Below are 19,655 nucleotides of genomic sequence, written 5' to 3' on the forward strand. Positions count from 1 at the left end.
TTGGTCGCGACGAAGCGGCCGTCGGGCACGCCGCGGCGGCTGGCGATGTCGCGCCGGTTACCCTAGTCCGCCGCCACGCGCCTCGACCATGACGCCGAACGTCCGCCCCTCGACGCGACGCCTCGCCCTGCTGCTGGGCGGGCTGGCGATGTTCGGCCCGTTCTCGATCGACACCATCTTCCCGGCGTTCCCGCAGATCGGTGCGCGGCTGGGCGCGGACGCCGTGGCGATGCAGCAGACGATCAGCGTCTACCTGATCGCCTACGCGCTGATGAGCGTGGTGCACGGGCCGCTCTCGGATGCGATCGGTCGGCGGCGCGTCATCATCGGCGGGCTGATCGTGTTCGCGGCGGCGTCGGCGGGGTGTGCGCTCGCGAAGGACCTGCCGACGCTGCTGGCCTTCCGTGCGCTGCAGGGGCTGTCGTCGGGCGTCGGCCTCATCGTCGGGCGCGCCGTGATTCGCGACGTGCTGCACGGCCCCGATGCGCAGCGCCTGATGAGCCAGGTGTCGATGATCTTCGGGATCGCGCCCGCCATCGCGCCCATCATCGGCGGCTGGCTGCTGGGCTGGAGCCGCTGGCCGATGATCTTCTGGTTCCTGGTCGCGTTTGCGCTGGTGCTGCTGGCGATGACGTCGGCGGTGTTGCCGGAGACCCATCCGCCATCCTCGCGACTCCCGTTCGTGCCACGCACGCTGTTGCGCGACTACGTCGCGATCTTCACCAACCCGCGCTTCCAGCGGCTCGCTGCTGCAGCTTCGTTCAACTTCAGCGCGCTGTTCCTGTACATCGCGTCGGCGCCGGTGTTCGTGCTCGAGATGTTGCGACTGCACGGCCGGCACCTGGGCGAAACGCAGTTCGGCTGGTTCTTCGTGCCGACCATCGGCGGCATGGTGATCGGCGCGTTCGTATCGGGACGCGCGGCGGGAAAGCTCAGTGGCGATCGCCTCGTACGCATTGGGTTCGCCGCGACCGCGATGGCGATGGTGTTCAACGTCGCCTACAACGCGATCGTCCCGGTGCCGCAGATTCCGTGGGCGGTGCTGCCGATGACGCTGCATGCGTTCGGCATCGCGCTGGTGTTCCCGGTGCTGACACTAGCGATTCTCGACATGTATCCGCGTCAGCGTGGCTCGGCGTCGTCATTGCAGGCATTCACCAGTCTGGTGATGAACGCCCTGGTCGCGGGCGTGCTGTCACCGCTGCTGTCGCATCACGCGCTGTGGCTCGCCGCGGCAGCGACCACGATGACGCTCGTCGCCTACGCGTTCTGGAGCTGGGAAGTCGCCGTGTCGAAGAAGCAGGCGTTGCGCTGCGAAGGCGCGGACGTGCCGGCGCCGTAACCCATAACGAAGAAGGGCCGGCGATGCCGGCCCCTCGGTTCGATCACGCCTTGGCAGGCGATGTCGCGGGTGTGGACGGTGCAGGTGCAGGCGGCGCGGACGTCACCGCATCGGGCTGCCAGCCGCAGGTCTTGCCTTCGTTCTGCTGCTTCAGCCACTGCTGCAGCGGTGTGAAGTACTCGAGCACGGCGGACGCATCCATCTTCTCGCTGCCCGTCATTTCCTTGAGCGTCTTCTGCCACGGCTGGCTTGCGCCGTGCGACAGCATCGTCAGGTAGCGACGTCCCGCTTCCGGATTGCCGTAGAAGCTGCATTCGTACAGCGGGCCCTTGTAGCCCGACGCATCGCACAGCGACTTGTAGAACTGGAACTGCAGGATGTCGGCGAGGAAGTAGCGCGTGTACGGCGTGTTGGCCGGCACGTGGTACTTCGCGCCCGGGTCGAAGAAGGTTTCGCCACGCGGCGTCGGCGGCGCGACACCCTGGTACTTCGCCTTCAGCTGCCACCACGCGGTGTTGTAGTTCTCCGGCTTGATCGAGCCATCGAACACGCCCCAACGCCAGCGGTCGATCATCAGGCCGAACGGCAGGAACGCGACCTTCGCCAGCGCCATCCGCATCTGCGCGTTGATCAGCGCCTCGTTGCTCACCTGCGGCTGGTCGACCAGCCCGATCTGGTGCAGGTACGACGGCGTCATCGACAGCACGATGGTGTCGCCGATCGCTTCGTGGAAGCCATCGTGCGCGCCCGACTGGAACAGCGGCGGCTGCTTGTTGTAGGCCAGGTAGTAATACACGTGGCCCATCTCGTGATAGATCGTGGTGAAGTCTTCTTCCGTCGGCTTCGTGCACATCTTGATGCGCACGTCGCCCGCCATGTTCATGTCCCACGCGGACGCGTGGCAGACCACGTCACGATCACGCGGCTTGATGAACTGCGTGCGCTCCCAGTAGCTCGCCGGAAGCTTCGGCATGCCGATCGACGTGTAGAAATCCTGCGCACGCTCGTTCATCTGCTTCGCGGTGACGAGCAATGCGTCGTGCTCGGCCTGCGACGTCGCCGATGGCGAACGCTCGCCGCTGATCTTCGCGGTCTCGGCCGTCAGGTTCTTCTGGTACTGCGCTTCCAGCGACGCATTGACGTCGAGGCTGCCCGCGCCCGGATACGGCGCCAGCATGTCCCAGAGATTGCTCCAGTCCTGCTGCCACATGTTGCCCATCAGGTGCGCCGGCAGCATGTGCCCGGCGACGTGGCCGCGTTGCGCGCCGTACTTCGCGTCGAGCTTTGTGCCCGCGTAGCAATGCAACTGTTCGTAGAGCGGTTTGACCTGGCCCCACAGTCGATCGGTTTCCGCCGACAGCTCTGCAGGCGTCATGTCGTAACCCGAACGCCACAGCTCGCCGGCATCGGCATAGCCCATGTCGCGCGCGCCTTCGTTGATCAGGCTGGCGAAACGCGTGTAGTCCTTGCGCTGCGCGGACGCCGTCGAATGCCAGCCCTGCCATGCATCGAGTTGTTCGTCGTAATCGCGGCTCTTGGCCAGCACTTCCTCGAGATCACCGAGTTGGCGACAGGTCTTCGCCGGGCCTTCGCCGGTGCAGTACTCGCCCTTGCCGTACGCACCTTCCATGCGCGTGGCGATGCCGGTGAGTTCAGCGAGCTTCTTCGGATCCTTCGGCGGCGGCATCGCGGCCTGCAGCTTGAGCAGCTGGATGGCGCGCGCGGTATCCGGCGACATCTTCTGGCCTTCGAAACGACGCGACTGTTCGATCCAGCGGTTGAGCTGCGCCAGATAGCGCTCGTTCGCCTTCGCCGAAACGAGTTCGCTGTCTTCGTTGATGTACGTCGAGGACAGCCACTGCGCCGACGTCAGCTCCGGATACATCGCGCGGTATTCGTCGTTGACGCGTGCGACGAACTGATCGGCGGTTTCATTTTCCGGCGGCGCGGCGGTGCCGGACGCGGTGGGCGCGGTCGTCGAGGACGTGCCGGGCGGTGCCTTGCAGCCGGACAGGCCGAGGACGGCGACGATGCTCAGTGCGAGCAGGGCGCGGACGGGTTTCATGGGGGAACTCCGGTAGGGCGTGTCCGGAGGCTAGAGGCGGCCAACCGCCCGCGCAAGGCGGCCGTTCGACAGGTCGGTTCAGCCCGGCAGGCGCAGACGTCGCGTGGTGGCGTCGGCCAGCCCCGCACGGTCGAGCCATGCCCAGGCTTCCGCGGCATCGTTCTCGACATAGGCCTTCGCCGAGCCCAGCCGGAATGTGTAGCCCCAGGTGTCCATGTCAGCGAGCACGCGGTCGGCGCCGACGCCGGGCAGGGCATCCGCCAGCAAGGACTGCAGCACGCAGACGGCGTCTTCTTCCTCGACCGAATCCGTCGCATCCGTATGCACCAGCGAACGACGCTCCGGCGGCAGCACGATCAGGTGCGCGGCTTCGTGCAAAAGTGAATGCACCGGCGTGTCGCTGCGCGCGTACACGCTCGAACCGATCAGCCCGGCCTCGCGCTCGCCCCAGTAGCTGCCGGGAATCGGCTCGCCGTCGGCCACGCGCACGAGTTCGAGCCCGTAGCGCGCGAGCAGCGCGGACGTGGCGTCGAAATCGATGTCGGCGAGTGTGAGCATGGGCCGGAGACGACGATGCCCCCGCGCGGGCGAGGGCATCGAAGTGGAAACGACATGTGGATCAGGACTGCACGGGGCCTTCCGGCAGCGCGACGGAGATGTCGAGCACCTTGTTGTCGCCGTCGCCGATCAGGTCGACCTTGACCGCCTCGGCGTCGACGTTGACGTACTTGCGGATCACCTCGAGCAGCTCGCGCTGCAGCATCGGCAGGTAATCCGGGCCGCCGCGGGTGACGCGCTCATGCGCGACGATGATGCGCAGGCGGTCCTTCGCAACCGAGGCCGTCTGCTTCTTCGTCGTCAGGAAATCGAAGATGCCCATGGCTCAGCCTCCAAAGAGCTTGCCGAAGAAGCCCTTCTTCTCGACCTGCACGAACCGCAGCGGGCGGCTCTCACCGAGCAGGCGCGCGACGGAATCGTCGTAGGCCTGCGCCGCGTCCGACGTGGTCTCGAGGATGACCGGCTCGCCCTTGTTCGACGCGTTCAGCACGTCGCCCGATTCCGGGATCACGCCCACCGCCTTGAGGCCGAGGATTTCCTCGACGTCGCCGATGCTCAGCATCTCGCCGGTCTCGACGCGCTTGGGGCTGTAGCGGGTGAGCAGCAGGTGTTCCTTGACGCGCTCGCCGTTCTCGGCGCGGCGCGTCTTGGACGCCAGCAGCCCGAGGATGCGGTCGGAGTCGCGCACCGACGACACTTCCGGGTTCACCACGACCACCGCCTGGTCGGCGAAGTACATCGCGAGGAACGCGCCCTTCTCGATGCCGGCCGGCGAGTCGCAGACGATGTAGTCGAAACCGTCGGCGGAAAGATCGTCGAGCACCTTCTGCACGCCTTCCTTGGTCAGCGCGTCCTTGTCACGCGTCTGGCTGGCGGCGAGCACGAAGAGGTTGTCGAAACGCTTGTCCTTGATCAGCGCCTGCTTGAGCGACGCTTCGCCATGGACGACGTTCACGAAGTCGTACACCACGCGACGCTCGCAACCCATGATCAGGTCGAGGTTGCGCAGGCCGACGTCGAAGTCGATGACGGCGACCTTGTGGCCGCGACGCGCGAGGCCGCAGGCGAGGCTGGCGCTGGTGGTGGTCTTGCCCACGCCACCCTTGCCCGACGTGACTACGATGATTTCTGCCAACTGAGGTTCCTCCGGATTCGTACTCAGGTCCCCGCCGGCAACGCCGGTGCGGGCGACAGCATGCCCTAAAGCATGCGGATGTGTGACGGCTTACGCGTCCAGTGCTTCGATCCGCAACTGGCCCGCTTCGAGCCACACCTGCACGGGCTTTCCGAGCAGATGGGCGGGGATGTCTTCCGACACCTTGTAGTGACCGGCGATCGCGACGAGTTCGGCGTGGAATTCGCGACAGAAAATGCGCGCCTGCTCGTAACCCTGCGCACCGGCAAGCGCGCGACCGCGCAATGCGCCGTAGATATGAATCGAGCCGTCCGACATCACTTCCGCGCCAGCACCGACCGATGCGAGCACGGTGAGGTCGCGGTTGTCGGCATAGACCTGCTGGCCCGAGCGCACGGGCGCGGACTGCACCATGCCGGGCTGTGACGTCGACGCTGCTGCGGGTGCCGCGACGGGCGCGGCCACAGGCTCCGGCGCGCGTTCGTGACGCGGCGTAGGCGCGGGTTCGGCGGCTGCACCGTCGGCGCGTTCGTACTGCGCGCGGAACTTAGCGAGCAGCGGAAGGCCGAGCTCACGCGACAGCGCTTCGATCTCTGTCGTGCCGTAGGCGAGGGCGACGGGCAGCACGCCCGCATCGCGCAGCGCATCGACCAGCGCCCGCGCAGTGGCGACATCCGGCGTTCGCGTCAGCCCGCCGAAATCCAGCACCACGGCGGCGCGCGCAAAAAGATTGGGCGCGCGCTGCACACGTCCGCGCATTTCCTCGGCGAGCTTTTCGACGTCCAGCGTGCGAACACGCAGATTCGCGATGCCGACCTGGCCGATCTTCAGTTCGCCCGCGGGCTCGAAATCCATTTGCGCGCTCATGCGCGGCCTCCTGCGGCGCGCGTACGCGTAGCGATCGGCGTGCGCGGCGTGTGGATCCAGGGTTCGGACGGCAGGTCGCGACCGTACGTGTCGCGCACCCACGGATAGCTGCACAACGGTTTCATTAGCATCGACGCACGCAGGCCCGTTTCGTCCATCACGTGCTGCCCGACCTCGTTGAAGCCGAACGTGCCGTGGAACAGCAGCACCGGGTCGTTGCCACCCTGCATCAGCACTTCGCAGGCCATCTGCGGATAGCGCAGTTCGGCGTAGGTCTGCGCATCGGCATAGAACGCGCGACCGACACCGCCACCGCGACGCCGGCTCGCGACCACGATGCGGTCGATATAGAAGAACTCCGAATGACGCTCGCGGAACCAGCGGAAGTTCGAGCTGTCGTGATCCGACGCGTCGCCCATGCCGATGAGGAAACCGGTGAGCGACCCGTCGCGTTCGGCGACACGGAAGTACTCGGCGGTCTCGTAGAAGTGCTGAAGACGGGTGGCATCCAGCGGAAGGATCGCGGGGCCGGCGGCGTTGTTCAGGGCTAGGACGGAATCCAGCTCGTGCTCGCGCACGTCGCGGACGACGATCGACATTCTTCCGGCTCCGGGGAGGGCAGCCGAGCCAGTGCGGCGCGGCGCGCGATTATCGCACGCCCGCCCCGCCGGGCCAGCGCCGCTTGCCATGACTTTCGGCCGGAGGGCGCTGCGGAAACGCGGCGTAGGATGCATTGATGCCGGTCCAACTGAACCACACCCGACTCCTGCGGTACGCCGGCCTGTCCACCTGGGCAATGGTGGGCCTGCCCCTGGTGTATGTCGCCTTCGGCGCCGGCGTCTCCTCCGAGGAACTGGGCGACGACTCGTTCGGCCCGCAGGCGATGTCGGTACTGGGCTGGGTCGCCTACCTTCTGTTCGGTGTCAGCTACGCATGGCTGACCGACGGGCTTGGCCGCCGAAACGCGCGGCCTGTCGAAGTCGCCGGCCTCCTTGTGCTGACTGCAAGCGCGATCGGCGTCAGCTACTACAACCGAAGTGGTCTCGGCAGCGTGCTGCTGATGACCGGTGCATGCCTGTTGCCGTGGCTCCTCAGCCTGCGCGCCGGCATCGCATGGCTGATCGTCAGCCAGTTCGCGGTGATGCCGGTATTTATTTACGGCCTGCACTTTCCACCGCTCGAAGCGCTGATGCAGTCGCTGCTGTACACGGGTTTCTCGGTGTTCGGCTTCGCCACCAGCCTGATCGCGCGTCAGCAGGCCGATGCGCGCGAGGAACAGCGCCGGCTCAACGCCGAATTGCGTGCGACGCGCCTTCTGCTCGCAGAAAGCGCGCGCGTCAACGAACGCACGCGCATCTCGCGCGAACTGCATGACCTGCTCGGGCACCACCTGACGGCGCTGAGCCTGAATCTCGAAGTCGCGGGCCATCTCGCCGAAGGTCGCGCGAAAGACCACGTTTCGCAGGCGCACACGCTCGCGCGACTACTGCTCACCGACGTTCGCGAAGCGGTGAGCCAGCTGCGCGACAGCGGTGCCATGGACCTCTCGCTCGCGTTGCGTCCGTTGGCGGAGAACGTTCCGTCGCTCGACATCGCGATGGATATCGAGTCTCCGCTGATGATCGACGACCCCGAACGTGCGCACGTGCTGCTGCGCTGCACGCAGGAAATCATCACGAATGCCGTGCGTCATTCGGGCGCTCGCCACCTGTGGATCTCCGCGCGGCGCGAAGGCACCAACATCATCGTGACCGCGCGCGACGACGGCCGCGGCGCCGACCTGCTCGTCGCGGGCAACGGCCTGCGCGGCATGCGCGAACGCCTGGCGCAGCAGGGCGGCACGCTCGACATCGACACCCGGCCCGGTGACGGCTTCCGTCTCCGGCTCGTTCTACCCATCGCGGCCGCCGAGGCCGTCCGAGAAGGAGTTGCCGCATGACCGCGCCATCCGATCGTCGCATCCGCGTGATGCTGGTCGACGACCAGAACCTCGTCCGACAGGGCGTGCGCTCGCTGCTCGCGCTGGCCGACGGCATCGACGTGATCGCAGAGGCCGCCGACGGTCGCCAGGCGGTCGAGCAGATCCCGCAGATCAAGCCCGACGTCGTGCTGATGGACATGCGCATGCCGGTGATGTCCGGCCTGGAAGCCGTGCAGACGCTCGCGCGCCTGGGCCAACTGCCGCCCACCATCATCCTCACCACCTTCGACGACGACCAGCTCGTGCTGGCGGGCATCAAGGCCGGCGCCAAGGGCTACCTGCTGAAGGATGTCTCGCTGGACCAGCTGGTCGGCGCGATCGTCGCCGTCGCCGACGGCGGTTCGCTGGTGCAGCCGGCGGTCACCCAGCGCCTGCTGTCGGGCCTGGAGCACATGCGCAACGATTTCGTCAGCCTCGACCGCCCGGACCCGCTGACCGAGCGCGAGACCGAAATCCTGCGGCTGATGGCGGGCGGGTTCTCGAACAAGGAAATCGCGAATTCGCTCGGCGTGGCAGAGGGCACGATCAAGAACCACGTGTCGAACATCCTGTCCAAGCTCGGCGTGCGCGACCGCACGCGCGCCGTGCTCAAGGCGTTCGAGCTGCAGCTGGTCTAGCAGCGTTTCGCCTGCGCCGCGGTCCGGCCCGCCGGATCCGGTGCTTTTGCGCCGAGAGTAGGTGTGAAGGCGGCTGTAGCAGCTTGGCTGCCGGGCGCAACGTGGCCCGGCACATCGGCAGGCCAGCGGCACGCCGAAAACGCGGCCTGCTTCACGCCGTCGAATTCGATCCGCATTCGGCATTCACGCCAGTGCCGCTGTCTTGCTACGATTGGCGGTCTGCGCCTAGGTCCTGCGAAGGGTGGCGCGGGCCAGGCCCCGGAGAACTCCTGAATGACCCGTTTGCTCGAGATCCTGATTTCCATCGCGATCGTCTTCGCACTGTTCGTGATCGTGGGCATTTTCCTGCCCAGCAGTCGTCACCTGTCCGAGTCGGTCCAGTCGAACCGCAAGGTCTCGATCGCGTACGACCTGCTAAACAACACCCGTCGTTTCACCGACTGGAACCCCGTGCTGCTGCACGACCCGGCCGCCCAGGTTCAGACCTCGGGCAAGGACGAGGGCGTCGGCGCCAAGATCGCGTACCAGTCCAAGGTCCGCGGCGTCGGCAACGGCAGCTGGGAGATCACCCAGAGCGAGCGCAACAAGCGCATCGCCTACGCGATCGAAACCGGCTCGCCGGGCAACAACAAGCGCAGCGAGTTCAAGCTGCAGCCGGTCGGCAACCACGGTCGCAATACGCAGATCACGCAGACCTACGACGTCGACTACGGCTTCAATCCGATCGCGCGCTACGCCGGCCTGTACGTGAGCAACAGCGTGGGTGAGGACATCAAGCTCGGCCTGGGCCGCCTGTCTAATGCGCTGGCCGGCGTGCCGAACATCGACTACAGCCAGCTGCCGACCGAGTACAAGTCGCCGCTTCCGAGCCTGACCAACCGTCCGGTCGAGACGCTGCTGACTGTAGGCGCCGTCGTGCCGATCGACCGCGACAAGATCCGCGGCCAGATGAACTCGAACCTCGAGTGGATCAAGAAGGTGATCGCGTCGAATGGCCTCGAGCAGGCCGGCCCGGTGCGCATCATCACCAACGAGCAGGGTTCGGCGAACTACTCGTTCGACGTCGCGGTTCCGGTCAAGAAGGCCGGCGCGGGCGACAAGATCGAGGGCATCACCACCACCGGCACGCCGGTCAAGGTCGCCTACAACGACGCCTCGAAGGTCGTGGGTACGACGTTCACTGGCGACATGGGCAACCTGCAGCATCTGCGCGACGCCATCCGCGCGTGGTCGCTGACGCACGGTTACGCCACGGTCGATCGCCCGTACGAAATGTGGACCGGCGGCATCGATGCCGGCTTCACCGACCAGGGCCAGTTCACGGTCCAGTGGGCGGTCAAGTAATCCCGACCGACTTCGAAAACGCGCCGCTTGCGGCGCGTTTTTCGTTGGGCGGCGGAAATGTTGGCGCGCTCGTGTTTCGAGGCTGCGCATGAGTCGTGATGCGCGCTGGCCCGGTGTCGTCGGTGCGCTGTTCGGCGCTTCGGGCGTCGCGCTCTCCGCTTACGCGGCGCACGGCGCGACCGGTGATGCGCAGCGTTGGCTCTACACCGCCGCGGCGATGGCGCTGGCGCATGGCATCGCGCTGGTCGCATACATCCCGAGCCGCGGGCGCGTCGGCGGTCTCGCGCGGATCGCCTTCGTGATCGGCGTGCTGTTGTTCTCGGGCAGTCTCGTCGTTGCGCAGCTGATGGGCTGGCCGACGCGACTCGCGCCTGCGGGCGGGATGCTGCTCATCGTCGGTTGGCTGCTCGTCGCCGTCGAACGGGTAGGGCGCTGACATGCCGCGCTGGTCCCGTGGATTCGATGTCGACGCGGCGACCAAGCATCTGCGCCGCGCCGATCGTGCGCTCGGGGCTTGGATGCGGCGCATCGGCCCGATCGTTGCGGAGCCGCGCTGGCGCAAACCATTCGATCCGGTCGACGCACTGGCACGCGCGATCCTTTACCAACAGCTGTCGGGCAAGGCCGCGGCGACCATCGTGTCGCGCGTCGAGGTCGCGATCGCCAGCGATCGACTGCACGCCGACACGCTAGCCCGTTGCGACGACGCGACGCTGCGCGCTTGCGGCGTATCGGGCAACAAGCTTCTCGCCCTGCGCGACCTCGCGCGTCGCGAAGCGCTCGGCGAGATCCCGACGCTGCGTCAGATGTCGGTGATGGACGAGGACGCGATCATCGCGGCGCTGGTGCCCATCCGCGGCATCGGGCGCTGGACCGTCGAGATGATGCTGATGTTCCGGCTCGGCCGGCCGGACGTGTTGCCGGTCGACGACCTCGGCATCCGCAAGGGCGCGCAGCTGCTCGACGAACTCGAGGCAATGCCGACGCCGCGTGCGCTCGCCGAACGCGGCGAAGCATGGGGTCCATATCGCACGTACGCGAGCTTCTATCTCTGGCGCGTCGCCGACTTCGCGGCACCGGCGCCCGCGAAACCCGTCAAGCGTTCGCAGAGCTGACGCGCTCAGTGCGCGATGCGCGGGTCCAGGGCCTGCGCGAGTACGAGCCGATTGTCGTCCGGGTCACGCAACGTGATGGTGCGTACCGCATCGGCGTCGGTCGAATCCACTATCTCCACGCCGAGCGTCGCGAGTCGTTCGCGCTGCGCGTCGATGTCGTCGACCGCGAGCGTGGCGGACGACGAGCCGGCACGCAGCGGATCGCGAAACAGCTGCAGGCCGCCGCCACGCGGCAGCGACCATTCGGCCACCTCGGGCATCGGGCTCGACGATGGCGATTCCAGCAAGGCTTCGTACCAGCCGCGCGAAACGGCGAGGTCCTGCACGGCGATGCCGGCGAGCGCGTTGGCGATGGGCATGGCGGTCCTCCATGGAAAACGCGGAGGGTTGCGGCGCGGCGGTGATCGACGGGTGAGCGGGCTCAGCCGCGATAACACCAATGCCACGGCTCGTAGACGATGCCGTGGGGGTTGTCGCGCGGGTAGCTCATTACGAAGCCGTAAGCGCTCGCGTTGCGCTGCAGCCAGTCGAACGCGGCCGTCGTTTCGAACGATTCTTCCGCTGGCGGCTGGCCCGGCGCGGAGATGTCGAGCGCCCGACCGGCGTGATGTTCGCTGTAACCCGGCGCCGCGTTGACGGTCAGGATTTCGTCGACGGTCTGACCGCGTGCGAGCTTGCGATCGAAGATGCCGAGTTGGTAGTCGTGGCTGCGATAGCCCGAGATCGCTTCGAGCATGACGCCTTCGCGTTGCGCCGCATCGTGCAGGCTGCGCCACGCGCGCGCCGCCGCCGGTCTCAGCCACAGCGGACGGCGATAGCGATCGAAACCGGCGAACGTGAGCGCAGCCGGTTCGGCGACGAGATCAAGACCGGTGCGATCGCGATAGGCGTTGGCGTCGAGTCCAAGGATTTCGAGCCGCTGCGTGATGCGTGCGAGCGGCAGGTCGCGATCATCGACATGCGCCGTTCGTGCGGTCGAAACGAGCGCGCGCAGCGCGTTGTCGACGCCCGCTTCGCGCCGCCAGTTCCAGCTCAGCGGTTCGATGCCCGTCGGCGTCGCAGCAGCGAGGAAGCGGCCGTCGCGCTTGCGTCGCAATACGTGGCTCGCGCGCGCAACCGCGCGCGCATCGGCGTTCGAGCGTGCGCGCAGCAGGTGCGCCGGCCAGAGCTCGATGTCGGGTGTGTTGACGAGGATGTCGGGTCGCGCGCGCATGCCGGCAGGTTAGCGGGGTGGCGCCGGCGAAACCATGCTGCGCAGCGCGTTCAGCAGCATGTCGGGCTCCGATGGCGTGAGCACGAACGGCGCGGCGTCACGCACCGGCAGGCGCAGCACGCGGCCGCGCGTGGCCAGCACGAACGCGCGGTGGCCGTCGAGCATCACGAACCAGCCGGCGCGATAGCCGGGCAGGCGTGCGCCGAAGAGTTTGAGCGCAGCGCGGGTGTCGGCCTGCTCGCCTGCAGCCGCGATGCGTGCGGACGCGACGTCGAGTTGTTCGCGCGGAATGCGTCGCGTGAACGGTCCCGCCTTCACGACCAGCTGCGATGGCGTGAGTTCGATGCGGCGTCGACGCAACGAAAGGACTGCGAAACCGGCGGCGATCGCGCACGCCAGAAGCGCTGCGCTGATCGTGACGACGGCGCCTTCGCGATCCGCGGCCCTGTCCATTCCCGCAAGCAGGACGGCAACGACCAGCATCGGCAACACGGCGGTGACCGCGAGCATCGCGACCGTCATGCCCGCCGGCGGCTCGATCTCGAACGTGCGCGTCCCTTCCATCAGATCAGGTGCGTGCCGGCGGCGACGGCGATCAGGATGACGATAAACACGACGGCGACGGATGCATTGCGCTTGCGCATGTCAGATTTCCTTCTTGAGGTAGAGCCACGAATACATCCCGACCTGCACGGCATTGACGAGCTCCCAGCCCGCCTGCCCGTGCTGGGCCAGTACCGCTTCCACATCGGCCGCGCGCGCGCCGAACAGCTTCGGCTTCACCTGCACGACCTTATACGACCAGCGACGTCCGCTCATGTTTCTTCGCCCTCCGCGGGCGTGTCATCGCCGGGCTTGGGCAGCCGGCCCGCCTTGCGCAGTGCGTCGCGCAATACGTATTCGATCTGTGCGTTGAGGCTGCGCAGTTCGTCGTCGGCCCAGCGCTGCACGGCCGAAAGCACTTCGGCGTTGATGCGCAGCGGATAGGCTTTTTTCTCGCTCACCGGCGACGCCCGCGTACCACGGCGACCAGCATCGCGATCGCCAGTGCATTCACCGCAAGCGCGACGCCGAGCGCGACGATCACGATGTGGCTTACGTCGTCGCGTACCGCATACATCGCCGCCGCGCCGACCAGCATGGTCGCGCCGACGATGCGCATGAACCGAACCAGCACCAGTGCGAGATGCGATTCGCGCGTGTCCGGGTCGCGTCGCTGTGCACTGCGTGACAGCGACTGCGCGACCAGGAACGCCGGCACGCTGGTGAGCGCGAAGGCGAGGGCGATACCGGTGCCATCCATCAGTAGATCGAACCCGCGTTGACGATGGGCTGCGTGCCACGTTCACCGCAGAGCACGACCAGCAGGTTGCTGACCATCTGCGCCTTGCGCTCTTCATCGAGATGCACGACGCCGTTCTTCTCGAGCTCGGCGAGCGCCATCTGCACCATGCCGACCGCACCCGCGACGATCCGCGTACGCGCCGCGATGATCGCGTTCGCCTGCTGGCGCTGCAGCATGGCCTGGGCGATTTCCGGTGCGTAGGCGAGGTGGCTGATGCGTGCGTCGACCACCTGCACGCCGGCGTCGGCGAGACGTTCGGCGAGTTCCTCGGCGAGATGCTTGCTGATCTCGGCCGCGTGGCTGCGCAGCGCGAGCTGACCTTCCTCGTGCTGGTCGTACGGATAGCTCGTCGCCATTGCGCGCAGCGCCGACTCGGCCTGGATGTGCACGAAGCTCTCGTAGTCGTTGACGTTGAACACGGCCTCGGCGGTATCCGCCACCTGCCAGACGATCACGGCCGCGATTTCGATCGGCGAGCCGTCGAGCTCGTTGACCTTGAGCTTGCCGCTCTCGAAGTTGCGCACGCGCAAGCTGACCTTCTTCTTCGAATAGAAGGGGTTGTTCCAGCGCAGGCCGTTCTGGTGGTCGCTGCCCACGTAGCGGCCGAACAGGCTCAGCACCGCGGCCTGGTTGGGCTCGAGCATGTAGAGGCCGAACAGGCAGAGGAACAGCAGGCCGCCGATCACGGCCGCGATGGCCATGCGCGCCGGCAGGGCGTCGGCCGCGGCGTTGATGAAGAACGCAACGTCGGCGAAGCCGGCGACCAGCAGCGCGAGCAGGACCGGGATTCCGGGCAGCGAACGGGCTTGGATCTCTTTCATGGGTGTTCCCTCAATGGTAAGGAAACGATATCAGATCGATATCACTCTCTAATGCCGCTCGTCGGCCGCGTCCACGTCGATGCGGTAGAGCGGGGCCGGAACGAACTCGCCAGTCGCGAACACGTGGTGACCATCGCGGTCCCAGCCCATCGCCTCTGCTTGCGGCAGCCACGGCAGTGTCAGCACCTGCGGCGGATGGGTGACGGCGCGCGCCCAGTCCTCGTCGGACAGGCGCGTGTAGATGAGCAGGTAGCGGTAGGTCAGAACGGCGAGGCGCGTGCCGTCGGGCGAAATGCTGGCAGCGGTGACCTGCGCGGACAGCGGCGCGCGTTCCTCGGTGCCGCTCTGCGGCGCCAGCTGCGGCGGCATGCGCAGGCGCGCGATGCGTTCGGCGACGGCGGGCGGGTCCAGCTGCGGATGCAGCGGCAGGCGAAACAGCTCGGGCGGCTGGCGACGTTTGGAGATCAGCAGCACCTCGCCGCGTCGGGCATCGACCGCCACGGCCTCACAGTCGCGCGGGCCGTCCGGCCAGCGGAACACGATCGACCAAGCTGGTTTCAGGCGCGCGTTCTCGAGCGTCGCCGGCTCCTCGATCGCGTGCAGTTGGAGCGTGCGACGCAGGCCGCCGTTGTCGCCGGTGTCGGCCAGCATCAGGTAGTCGCGGCCCTGCATCTGGAACGCCGCGATGTCTTCCCAGTCGGTCTTGGGCACGCCTTCGACGCGGAAGGTGGCGACGCGATCGCCGCTGCGGTCGATCGCGAACAGCCGCGGCGGGTTGCCGCCGTCGTCGTGCATCCACAGTGTGTCGGCATGGCGGTTGGATACCGCGAGCCCGCTGATCTCGCTGAGCTGCGAATCCAGCATCAGGCCACTCACGCGCGCATCGCCATCGGCGGGCGCCTGCGAGCAACTCGCAAGCACGATCGCCAGCGCGCAGGCGAGGCCGCCGCGCAGTCGGATGGGCAGCCCCGGTCGACGCATGGCCACAGGATCGCACGTGCATCGCCATCGTTCGACGACGCGACGACCACGCAGTGGTGCGCCATCGGTGCCGACCGCGCCGACGCCGCCTAGACTGTGCGCTTTCCGCAGGACGCCCGCGCCATGCCCACGATCGGAACGCCGCTGTCTCCTTACGCCACGCGCGTGCTCCTGTTGGGCTCGGGCGAGCTGGGCAAGGAAGTCGCGATCGAGCTGCAGCGCCTGGGTTGCGAGGTCATCGCCGCCGATCGCTATGCCGACGCGCCGGCCATGCAGGTCGCGCATCGCAGCCATGTGCTCGACATGCTCGACGGCGACGCGGTGCGCGCGCTGATCGACCTCGAGAAGCCGCACCTGATCGTTCCCGAGATCGAGGCCATCCACACGCCGACGCTGGTGGAACTGGAGCTGCAATACCAGCAGGACGGCACGCCCACGCGCATCGTGCCGACCGCGCGTGCGGCATGGCTGACGATGGACCGCGAAGGTATCCGTCGCCTCGCGGCCGAAACGCTGGAACTGCCGACGTCGCCGTACCGCTTCGTCGATACGTACGAGGAATACGTCGAGGCGATCGCGGCGGTCGGCATGCCCTGCGTGGTCAAGCCGGTGATGTCGTCATCGGGCAAGGGCCAGTCGACGGTTCGCGCGGAAGGCGAGATCGACAAGGCGTGGGAATACGCGCAGACCGGCGGCCGCGCCGGCGCCGGGCGCTGCATCGTCGAAGGCTTCGTCGACTTCGACTACGAGATCACGCTGCTGACCGTGCGCCACGTCGGCGGCACCACGTTCTGCGCGCCCGTCGGGCATCTGCAGCGCGACGGCGACTATCGCGAAAGCTGGATGCCGCAGGCGATGAGCACGCGCGCGCTGGCGACGTCGCAACGCATCGCGCGAGCGATCACCGACGAACTCGGCGGCTGGGGCATGTTCGGCGTCGAGCTGTTCGTGCGCGGCGACGATGTGTGGTTCAGCGAAGTCTCGCCGCGTCCGCACGACACCGGCCTGGTGACGCTCATCTCGCAGGACCTTTCCGAATTCGCGTTGCATGCGCGCGCCATCCTCGGCCTGCCCATTCCGGCCGTGCGCGAATACGGCGCCGCTGCATCGTGCGCGGTGCTGGCCGAAGGCCACGGCGTGCCCGTGTTTTCCAATCTCGGCGATGCACTGGCGCATCCCGATGCCGCGCTTCGACTGTTCGGCAAGCCGCGCGTGGCGGGGCAGCGGCGCGTGGCCGTCACGCTCGCTCTCGGCGCGGACGTCGAGGATGCCCGCGAACGTGCGCGGCAGTCCGCCGCCGCGTTGAACATCGACCTGAAGTGAGAATGCGCACATGACCGAGCACACCAGCGGATACGCCGTCTTCCTCTTCGAGCAGGCGTGGGAAGCGCTGGGCGAGGCCATCAAGCCGTACGTGCAGGAAGGCGCGACCGGCCCGCACATTCCGTGTCACATCGTCGATACCGGCGGCGCGTTCGTCGAGATGACGCTGCGCGCGAAGGACGATGCGGGTGGCGACGCCGAGATCGAACTCATGATCCCGATGGCGATGGTGCGCATGATCGTGTCGATGCACAGCGACATCGCATTCGGTTTCGCACGCAGCCGCGAGCCGCGTCCGAATGCGTTGCCGGTGGTCGGCCCGGGCGCGCCGTCGCCCAAGGAACCATCGAGCGCGATGCCGCATTCGGCGGAGCCGTCGGGTGCGAACGCGTCGGTCGACGACGATCACCGGCGCCCGCCGGAAGGCTGATTCGATCGCGCTTTAGCGCGGCGCGAGATCCAGCCAGACGAGGTGGTGATCGCTGGCGTCGAGCAGTTCGCTGCCGGGCGCACCGGCCTTCGGCCAGAAGATGCCGCCGCCGCGCACGGGCAGGTTCTTCGACGGCAGCACGTAATCCAGGCGCAACGTGCCGGCCTGCGGGCCGAAGTCGCCGGTATGCGTGGTGACGTCGCCCTTGCGCGCGATGCCGTACTGCGCGGCTCGCTCGGGGCCGCCTTCGCTGGTCGGCGGCACGCTGCCGTTGACGCGCGGATGGTTCACCAGTTGCAGGATCGCGCCGGGCTCGCCGTCGCCATCGACCGGGTCCGCGTTGTGGTCGCCGACGATGACGAACGACGCATCCTGCGCGTGGCCGCCGCAATGCCCGCGGTCGTCGCAGAGCCACGGCTTGTCGCCCGGGGACAGGTATTCGGCCCACAGGCGAATTTCGTCGTAGTTTCGCAGGCCGTTGCGGTTCTCCGGGCCGTCGAACACCGGCGGCGTCGGATGCGCGGCGAGCACGTGGATACGACCCAGCGGCGTTTCGATCGGCACGTCCCAATGCGATTTCGACGACAGCGGGAACCGTGCCCAGGCGTCGGCCGAATACCAGGGCTCGCCGGTCTTCGGATCATGCGGCGCGCGAGCGTTCGGCAGGTTCTTCCAGAGGAAATTCTGGAAGGTGCGGACGTCCTTGGTGTCGATCGGGTAACGGGACAGCACGAGCATTCCGTACTGGCCGGGATGCAGCCCGAAGCCCCACGAATCGTTTCCCGCAGCGCGACCTTCGCCACCGACCTTACCGTTGCGATCGAGATCGAAACCGCTCGGCACGCCGGTGTTGACCGGCGCGAGATAGCGATACGGATAGGTCAGTGCATCGCCGCCACCGGCCTGTGCAACGGCGAGGTAACGCTGCTGGAACAGATCCGCGGCGCGATGCTGTGCGTCGAAATCGAACTCGTTGAGCAGCACGATGTCGGGACGCACGCGCTGCAGTACCGCGGCGACCTTGCGTGCATTCGCGTCGTCGCCTTCGAGGCGCGCGATCAGCCCGCCGGCGCGATCGTCGTTGAGCGAGGTGTTGTATGTCGCGATGCGCAGCGCGGCGGCGCCATTGGCGCGGATGTCGCGCGCCCACTGGTCCCGGTCGCCCTGCACGCGCACGCGAACGCAGGCCGCAAGAACGAGCAGCGCCGCGATGAGCAGCGCAGCAGTCAGGAATCGGGTCATGGGGTCTCGTCGGGAAAGGCCAGCCACTGGCGGCCGTCGAAAGCTTCGAGCGGACGGAAATTGCGCTTGTAATCCATCTTGCGATGGCCGGCGATCCAGTAGCCCAGATACAGGTGCGCGCGGCCTCCCTCGGCCGCCCACTGCAGTTGGCGGAGGATCGCGTAATTGCCGAGCCCGCGATCGGCCTGCGCGGGGTCGTAGAACGTGTAGACCGCCGACAACGCGTCCGGTGTCATGTCGGTGACGGCCACCGCGAGCAACGTGTGGTCGGGCGTCGACGTGCGGAATTCGAGGAAGCGCGTGCGGCTCCAGCGTCCGACCAGGAACTGGTCGAACTCCGGCGCGCCGTGCATGTCCATGCCGCCGCCGGCGTGGCGCGTCGACAGGTAGCGTCGATACAGATCGAGATGTTCTTCGGTGCGCTCGGCCGGGCAGACGCGCATGACGAGGTCGGCATTGCGACGAAGCGTCTTGCGCTGCGTGCGGTTCGGATGGAACTCGGCGACCGGGATGCGCACCGGCGTGCACGCGCGACACGACGCGCAATGCGGGCGGTAGACGATGTCACCGGATCGGCGGAAACCCCAGCCCAACGCGAGCGCGTACCAGTCGGGCAGGCGCGGGTCGCGCGGATCGAGCACGAGGTCGCGCGCCTGCCGCTCCGGCCAGTAGCCGCAGTCGTGCAGGCCTGTGTGGAACAGGCGGAGATCCTCGCCTTCGCGCGCCGGGGTATTGCCCATGACCGGAGCATACCGCCCGTTGCGGCTGGCCCGCGGCTGAACACGGGCCGGAAGACGTCAACCGCGCGACCAGTCGGGCGTTTCCCCTGCATCGGCGGCAACGCCTGACACCCGGAGTTACACACGTGAAGCACACCCAGATCCTCGCCCTCGCTGTCGCCTCGGTCCTCGCCGCCGGTGCGGCGTTCGCGGCCCAGCCGACGACCGCGTCGACGACCGCCACCGCCGGCGCGCGCACCCATGCCCGCATCGACGCCAACGGCGACGGCGTGATCGATCGCGCCGAAGCCGCAGCCCGTCCGGGCTTCGCGGCCAAGTTCGATCAGCTCGACAAGAACCACGACGGCCGCCTCGACGCGTCCGAGCGCCCGCAGCGGGATGGCATGCGCGGCGGCCGCGAAGGCGGCTGGAAGAAGATCGACGCCAACAACGATGGCGTGATCGACCGCGCCGAAGCCGCCAAGATGCCGCGCTTCGCCGAGCACTTCGACCAGCTCGACAAGAACAAGGACGGTCGCATCGATGCGTCCGAGCGT

24 protein-coding genes and 1 pseudogene are annotated in these 19,655 nt (G+C 67.4%); 9 read left to right on the forward strand and 16 right to left on the reverse strand.

Annotation, left to right across the window (positions count from 1 at the left end):
* The first annotated feature begins 88 nt into the window (after positions 1-88).
* Entirely contained in the window at positions 89-1,342 is a 1,254-nt protein-coding gene (locus tag ACVWZN_RS01275; protein ID WP_456952286.1) for a multidrug effflux MFS transporter, read from the forward strand.
* Positions 1,343-1,385: 43 nt separating this feature from the next.
* Here the strand turns inward: ACVWZN_RS01275 and ACVWZN_RS01280 are convergent, their stop codons facing one another.
* The 6 genes from ACVWZN_RS01280 to ACVWZN_RS01305 form a co-directional block, all read right to left on the reverse strand.
* Positions 1,386-3,407, reverse strand: a complete 2,022-nt coding sequence (locus tag ACVWZN_RS01280) for a M2 family metallopeptidase (protein ID WP_456952287.1) — start codon at positions 3,405-3,407, stop codon at positions 1,386-1,388.
* 78 nt (positions 3,408-3,485) lie between these two features.
* The gene (locus ACVWZN_RS01285; protein WP_456952288.1) at positions 3,486-3,965 is read right to left on the reverse strand and encodes a hypothetical protein; all 480 of its coding nucleotides are present in this window, start codon (positions 3,963-3,965) and stop codon (positions 3,486-3,488) included.
* A gap of 61 nt (positions 3,966-4,026) precedes the next feature.
* A complete protein-coding gene (gene minE, locus ACVWZN_RS01290) occupies positions 4,027-4,287 on the reverse strand; it encodes a cell division topological specificity factor MinE (protein ID WP_027082547.1) in 261 nt (86 codons plus the stop codon).
* A gap of 3 nt (positions 4,288-4,290) precedes the next feature.
* Positions 4,291-5,100, reverse strand: a complete 810-nt coding sequence (gene minD, locus ACVWZN_RS01295; protein WP_456952289.1) for a septum site-determining protein MinD — start codon at positions 5,098-5,100, stop codon at positions 4,291-4,293.
* Between the two features lie 90 nt (positions 5,101-5,190).
* On the reverse strand, positions 5,191-5,967 hold the full coding sequence (minC, locus tag ACVWZN_RS01300; protein WP_456952290.1) for a septum site-determining protein MinC: 777 nt from the start codon (positions 5,965-5,967) through the stop codon (positions 5,191-5,193).
* Positions 5,964-6,566, reverse strand: coding sequence for a GNAT family N-acetyltransferase (locus tag ACVWZN_RS01305; protein ID WP_456952291.1), 603 nt, complete (start codon positions 6,564-6,566; stop codon positions 5,964-5,966). Before ACVWZN_RS01305 ends, minC begins: the two co-directional genes overlap by 4 nt.
* Before the next feature lie 137 nt (positions 6,567-6,703).
* Here ACVWZN_RS01305 and ACVWZN_RS01310 point away from each other — a divergent pair, with 137 nt between their 5' ends.
* The 5 genes from ACVWZN_RS01310 to ACVWZN_RS01330 all read left to right on the forward strand — a co-directional run bounded on the left by ACVWZN_RS01310 (position 6,704) and on the right by ACVWZN_RS01330 (position 11,024).
* Positions 6,704-7,906, forward strand: a complete 1,203-nt coding sequence (locus ACVWZN_RS01310) for a sensor histidine kinase (RefSeq protein WP_456952292.1) — start codon at positions 6,704-6,706, stop codon at positions 7,904-7,906.
* Entirely contained in the window at positions 7,903-8,565 is a 663-nt protein-coding gene (locus ACVWZN_RS01315) for a response regulator transcription factor (protein ID WP_036141786.1), read from the forward strand. Before ACVWZN_RS01310 ends, ACVWZN_RS01315 begins: the two co-directional genes overlap by 4 nt.
* Before the next feature lie 273 nt (positions 8,566-8,838).
* The gene (locus ACVWZN_RS01320; RefSeq protein WP_456952293.1) at positions 8,839-9,909 is read left to right on the forward strand and encodes an SRPBCC family protein; all 1,071 of its coding nucleotides are present in this window, start codon (positions 8,839-8,841) and stop codon (positions 9,907-9,909) included.
* A gap of 88 nt (positions 9,910-9,997) precedes the next feature.
* The gene (locus tag ACVWZN_RS01325; protein ID WP_456952294.1) at positions 9,998-10,345 is read left to right on the forward strand and encodes a DUF423 domain-containing protein; all 348 of its coding nucleotides are present in this window, start codon (positions 9,998-10,000) and stop codon (positions 10,343-10,345) included.
* Position 10,346: 1 nt separating this feature from the next.
* The gene (locus ACVWZN_RS01330) at positions 10,347-11,024 is read left to right on the forward strand and encodes a DNA-3-methyladenine glycosylase family protein (protein WP_456952295.1); all 678 of its coding nucleotides are present in this window, start codon (positions 10,347-10,349) and stop codon (positions 11,022-11,024) included.
* A gap of 5 nt (positions 11,025-11,029) precedes the next feature.
* Here ACVWZN_RS01330 and ACVWZN_RS01335 read toward each other — a convergent pair whose 3' ends face one another.
* From ACVWZN_RS01335 to ACVWZN_RS01370, 8 genes are all read right to left on the reverse strand, one after another.
* Positions 11,030-11,383, reverse strand: coding sequence for a VOC family protein (locus ACVWZN_RS01335; RefSeq protein ID WP_456952296.1), 354 nt, complete (start codon positions 11,381-11,383; stop codon positions 11,030-11,032).
* Between the two features lie 62 nt (positions 11,384-11,445).
* Complete coding sequence (locus tag ACVWZN_RS01340; RefSeq protein WP_456952297.1) at positions 11,446-12,237, reverse strand: M15 family metallopeptidase; 792 nt, start codon at positions 12,235-12,237, stop codon at positions 11,446-11,448.
* 9 nt (positions 12,238-12,246) lie between these two features.
* Positions 12,247-12,801 carry a PH domain-containing protein gene (locus ACVWZN_RS01345; RefSeq protein WP_456952298.1) on the reverse strand — a complete coding sequence of 185 codons (555 nt, stop codon included), beginning with the start codon at positions 12,799-12,801 and terminating at the stop codon, positions 12,247-12,249.
* Between the two features lie 81 nt (positions 12,802-12,882).
* Positions 12,883-13,056 carry a DUF4177 domain-containing protein gene (locus tag ACVWZN_RS01350; protein ID WP_456952299.1) on the reverse strand — a complete coding sequence of 58 codons (174 nt, stop codon included), beginning with the start codon at positions 13,054-13,056 and terminating at the stop codon, positions 12,883-12,885.
* Positions 13,053-13,241 (reverse strand): Arc family DNA-binding protein, encoded by a 189-nt coding sequence (locus tag ACVWZN_RS01355; RefSeq protein ID WP_456952300.1) that lies wholly within the window; start codon positions 13,239-13,241, stop codon positions 13,053-13,055. Before ACVWZN_RS01355 ends, ACVWZN_RS01350 begins: the two co-directional genes overlap by 4 nt.
* Positions 13,238-13,540 carry a hypothetical protein gene (locus tag ACVWZN_RS01360; protein WP_456952301.1) on the reverse strand — a complete coding sequence of 101 codons (303 nt, stop codon included), beginning with the start codon at positions 13,538-13,540 and terminating at the stop codon, positions 13,238-13,240. The genes ACVWZN_RS01355 and ACVWZN_RS01360 overlap by 4 nt, the downstream gene beginning before the upstream one ends.
* Positions 13,540-14,403: an SPFH domain-containing protein gene (locus ACVWZN_RS01365; protein WP_027082559.1), complete on the reverse strand. Its 864-nt coding sequence runs from the start codon at positions 14,401-14,403 to the stop codon at positions 13,540-13,542. The genes ACVWZN_RS01360 and ACVWZN_RS01365 overlap by 1 nt, the downstream gene beginning before the upstream one ends.
* Before the next feature lie 48 nt (positions 14,404-14,451).
* The gene (locus tag ACVWZN_RS01370; RefSeq protein WP_456952302.1) at positions 14,452-15,384 is read right to left on the reverse strand and encodes a hypothetical protein; all 933 of its coding nucleotides are present in this window, start codon (positions 15,382-15,384) and stop codon (positions 14,452-14,454) included.
* A gap of 123 nt (positions 15,385-15,507) precedes the next feature.
* On the opposite strand from ACVWZN_RS01370, the gene purT reads away from it, so the two are divergent.
* Positions 15,508-16,707 carry a formate-dependent phosphoribosylglycinamide formyltransferase gene (gene purT / locus ACVWZN_RS01375; RefSeq protein WP_456952303.1) on the forward strand — a complete coding sequence of 400 codons (1,200 nt, stop codon included), beginning with the start codon at positions 15,508-15,510 and terminating at the stop codon, positions 16,705-16,707.
* Positions 16,708-16,717: 10 nt separating this feature from the next.
* Positions 16,718-17,137, forward strand: a complete 420-nt coding sequence (locus ACVWZN_RS01380) for a hypothetical protein (RefSeq protein WP_456952304.1) — start codon at positions 16,718-16,720, stop codon at positions 17,135-17,137.
* A 12-nt stretch (positions 17,138-17,149) separates the two neighbouring features.
* Here the strand turns inward: ACVWZN_RS01380 and ACVWZN_RS01385 are convergent, their stop codons facing one another.
* Together ACVWZN_RS01385 and ACVWZN_RS01390 are read right to left on the reverse strand one after the other, a co-directional pair.
* The gene (locus tag ACVWZN_RS01385; protein ID WP_456952305.1) at positions 17,150-18,379 is read right to left on the reverse strand and encodes an endonuclease/exonuclease/phosphatase family protein; all 1,230 of its coding nucleotides are present in this window, start codon (positions 18,377-18,379) and stop codon (positions 17,150-17,152) included.
* On the reverse strand, positions 18,376-19,119 hold the full coding sequence (locus tag ACVWZN_RS01390) for an arginyltransferase (protein ID WP_456952306.1): 744 nt from the start codon (positions 19,117-19,119) through the stop codon (positions 18,376-18,378). Before ACVWZN_RS01390 ends, ACVWZN_RS01385 begins: the two co-directional genes overlap by 4 nt.
* Before the next feature lie 269 nt (positions 19,120-19,388).
* On the opposite strand from ACVWZN_RS01390, the pseudogene ACVWZN_RS01395 reads away from it, so the two are divergent.
* Positions 19,389-19,652: pseudogene (locus ACVWZN_RS01395) on the forward strand (hypothetical protein); the annotation flags it as partial.
* Positions 19,653-19,655 lie beyond the last annotated feature (3 nt).

The organism is Lysobacter sp. HA35 (assembly GCF_054061195.1).

Excerpts from the sequence above, each read along its gene's own strand:
- ACVWZN_RS01275 (WP_456952286.1), top strand. The coding sequence starts at position 89 with ATGACGCCGAACGTCCGCCCCTCGACGCGACGCCTCGCCCTGCTGCTG.
- ACVWZN_RS01280 (WP_456952287.1), bottom strand. The coding sequence starts at position 3,407 with ATGAAACCCGTCCGCGCCCTGCTCGCACTGAGCATCGTCGCCGTCCTC.
- ACVWZN_RS01285 (WP_456952288.1), bottom strand. The coding sequence starts at position 3,965 with ATGCTCACACTCGCCGACATCGATTTCGACGCCACGTCCGCGCTGCTC.
- minE (WP_027082547.1), bottom strand. The coding sequence starts at position 4,287 with ATGGGCATCTTCGATTTCCTGACGACGAAGAAGCAGACGGCCTCGGTT.
- minC (WP_456952290.1), bottom strand. The coding sequence starts at position 5,967 with ATGAGCGCGCAAATGGATTTCGAGCCCGCGGGCGAACTGAAGATCGGC.
- ACVWZN_RS01305 (WP_456952291.1), bottom strand. The coding sequence starts at position 6,566 with ATGTCGATCGTCGTCCGCGACGTGCGCGAGCACGAGCTGGATTCCGTC.
- ACVWZN_RS01310 (WP_456952292.1), top strand. The coding sequence starts at position 6,704 with ATGCCGGTCCAACTGAACCACACCCGACTCCTGCGGTACGCCGGCCTG.
- ACVWZN_RS01315 (WP_036141786.1), top strand. The coding sequence starts at position 7,903 with ATGACCGCGCCATCCGATCGTCGCATCCGCGTGATGCTGGTCGACGAC.
- ACVWZN_RS01320 (WP_456952293.1), top strand. The coding sequence starts at position 8,839 with ATGACCCGTTTGCTCGAGATCCTGATTTCCATCGCGATCGTCTTCGCA.
- ACVWZN_RS01325 (WP_456952294.1), top strand. The coding sequence starts at position 9,998 with ATGAGTCGTGATGCGCGCTGGCCCGGTGTCGTCGGTGCGCTGTTCGGC.
- ACVWZN_RS01330 (WP_456952295.1), top strand. The coding sequence starts at position 10,347 with ATGCCGCGCTGGTCCCGTGGATTCGATGTCGACGCGGCGACCAAGCAT.
- ACVWZN_RS01335 (WP_456952296.1), bottom strand. The coding sequence starts at position 11,383 with ATGCCCATCGCCAACGCGCTCGCCGGCATCGCCGTGCAGGACCTCGCC.
- ACVWZN_RS01340 (WP_456952297.1), bottom strand. The coding sequence starts at position 12,237 with ATGCGCGCGCGACCCGACATCCTCGTCAACACACCCGACATCGAGCTC.
- ACVWZN_RS01345 (WP_456952298.1), bottom strand. The coding sequence starts at position 12,801 with ATGGAAGGGACGCGCACGTTCGAGATCGAGCCGCCGGCGGGCATGACG.
- ACVWZN_RS01350 (WP_456952299.1), bottom strand. The coding sequence starts at position 13,056 with ATGAGCGGACGTCGCTGGTCGTATAAGGTCGTGCAGGTGAAGCCGAAG.
- ACVWZN_RS01360 (WP_456952301.1), bottom strand. The coding sequence starts at position 13,540 with ATGGATGGCACCGGTATCGCCCTCGCCTTCGCGCTCACCAGCGTGCCG.
- ACVWZN_RS01365 (WP_027082559.1), bottom strand. The coding sequence starts at position 14,403 with ATGAAAGAGATCCAAGCCCGTTCGCTGCCCGGAATCCCGGTCCTGCTC.
- ACVWZN_RS01370 (WP_456952302.1), bottom strand. The coding sequence starts at position 15,384 with ATGCGTCGACCGGGGCTGCCCATCCGACTGCGCGGCGGCCTCGCCTGC.
- purT (WP_456952303.1), top strand. The coding sequence starts at position 15,508 with ATGCCCACGATCGGAACGCCGCTGTCTCCTTACGCCACGCGCGTGCTC.
- ACVWZN_RS01380 (WP_456952304.1), top strand. The coding sequence starts at position 16,718 with ATGACCGAGCACACCAGCGGATACGCCGTCTTCCTCTTCGAGCAGGCG.
- ACVWZN_RS01385 (WP_456952305.1), bottom strand. The coding sequence starts at position 18,379 with ATGACCCGATTCCTGACTGCTGCGCTGCTCATCGCGGCGCTGCTCGTT.
- ACVWZN_RS01390 (WP_456952306.1), bottom strand. The coding sequence starts at position 19,119 with ATGGGCAATACCCCGGCGCGCGAAGGCGAGGATCTCCGCCTGTTCCAC.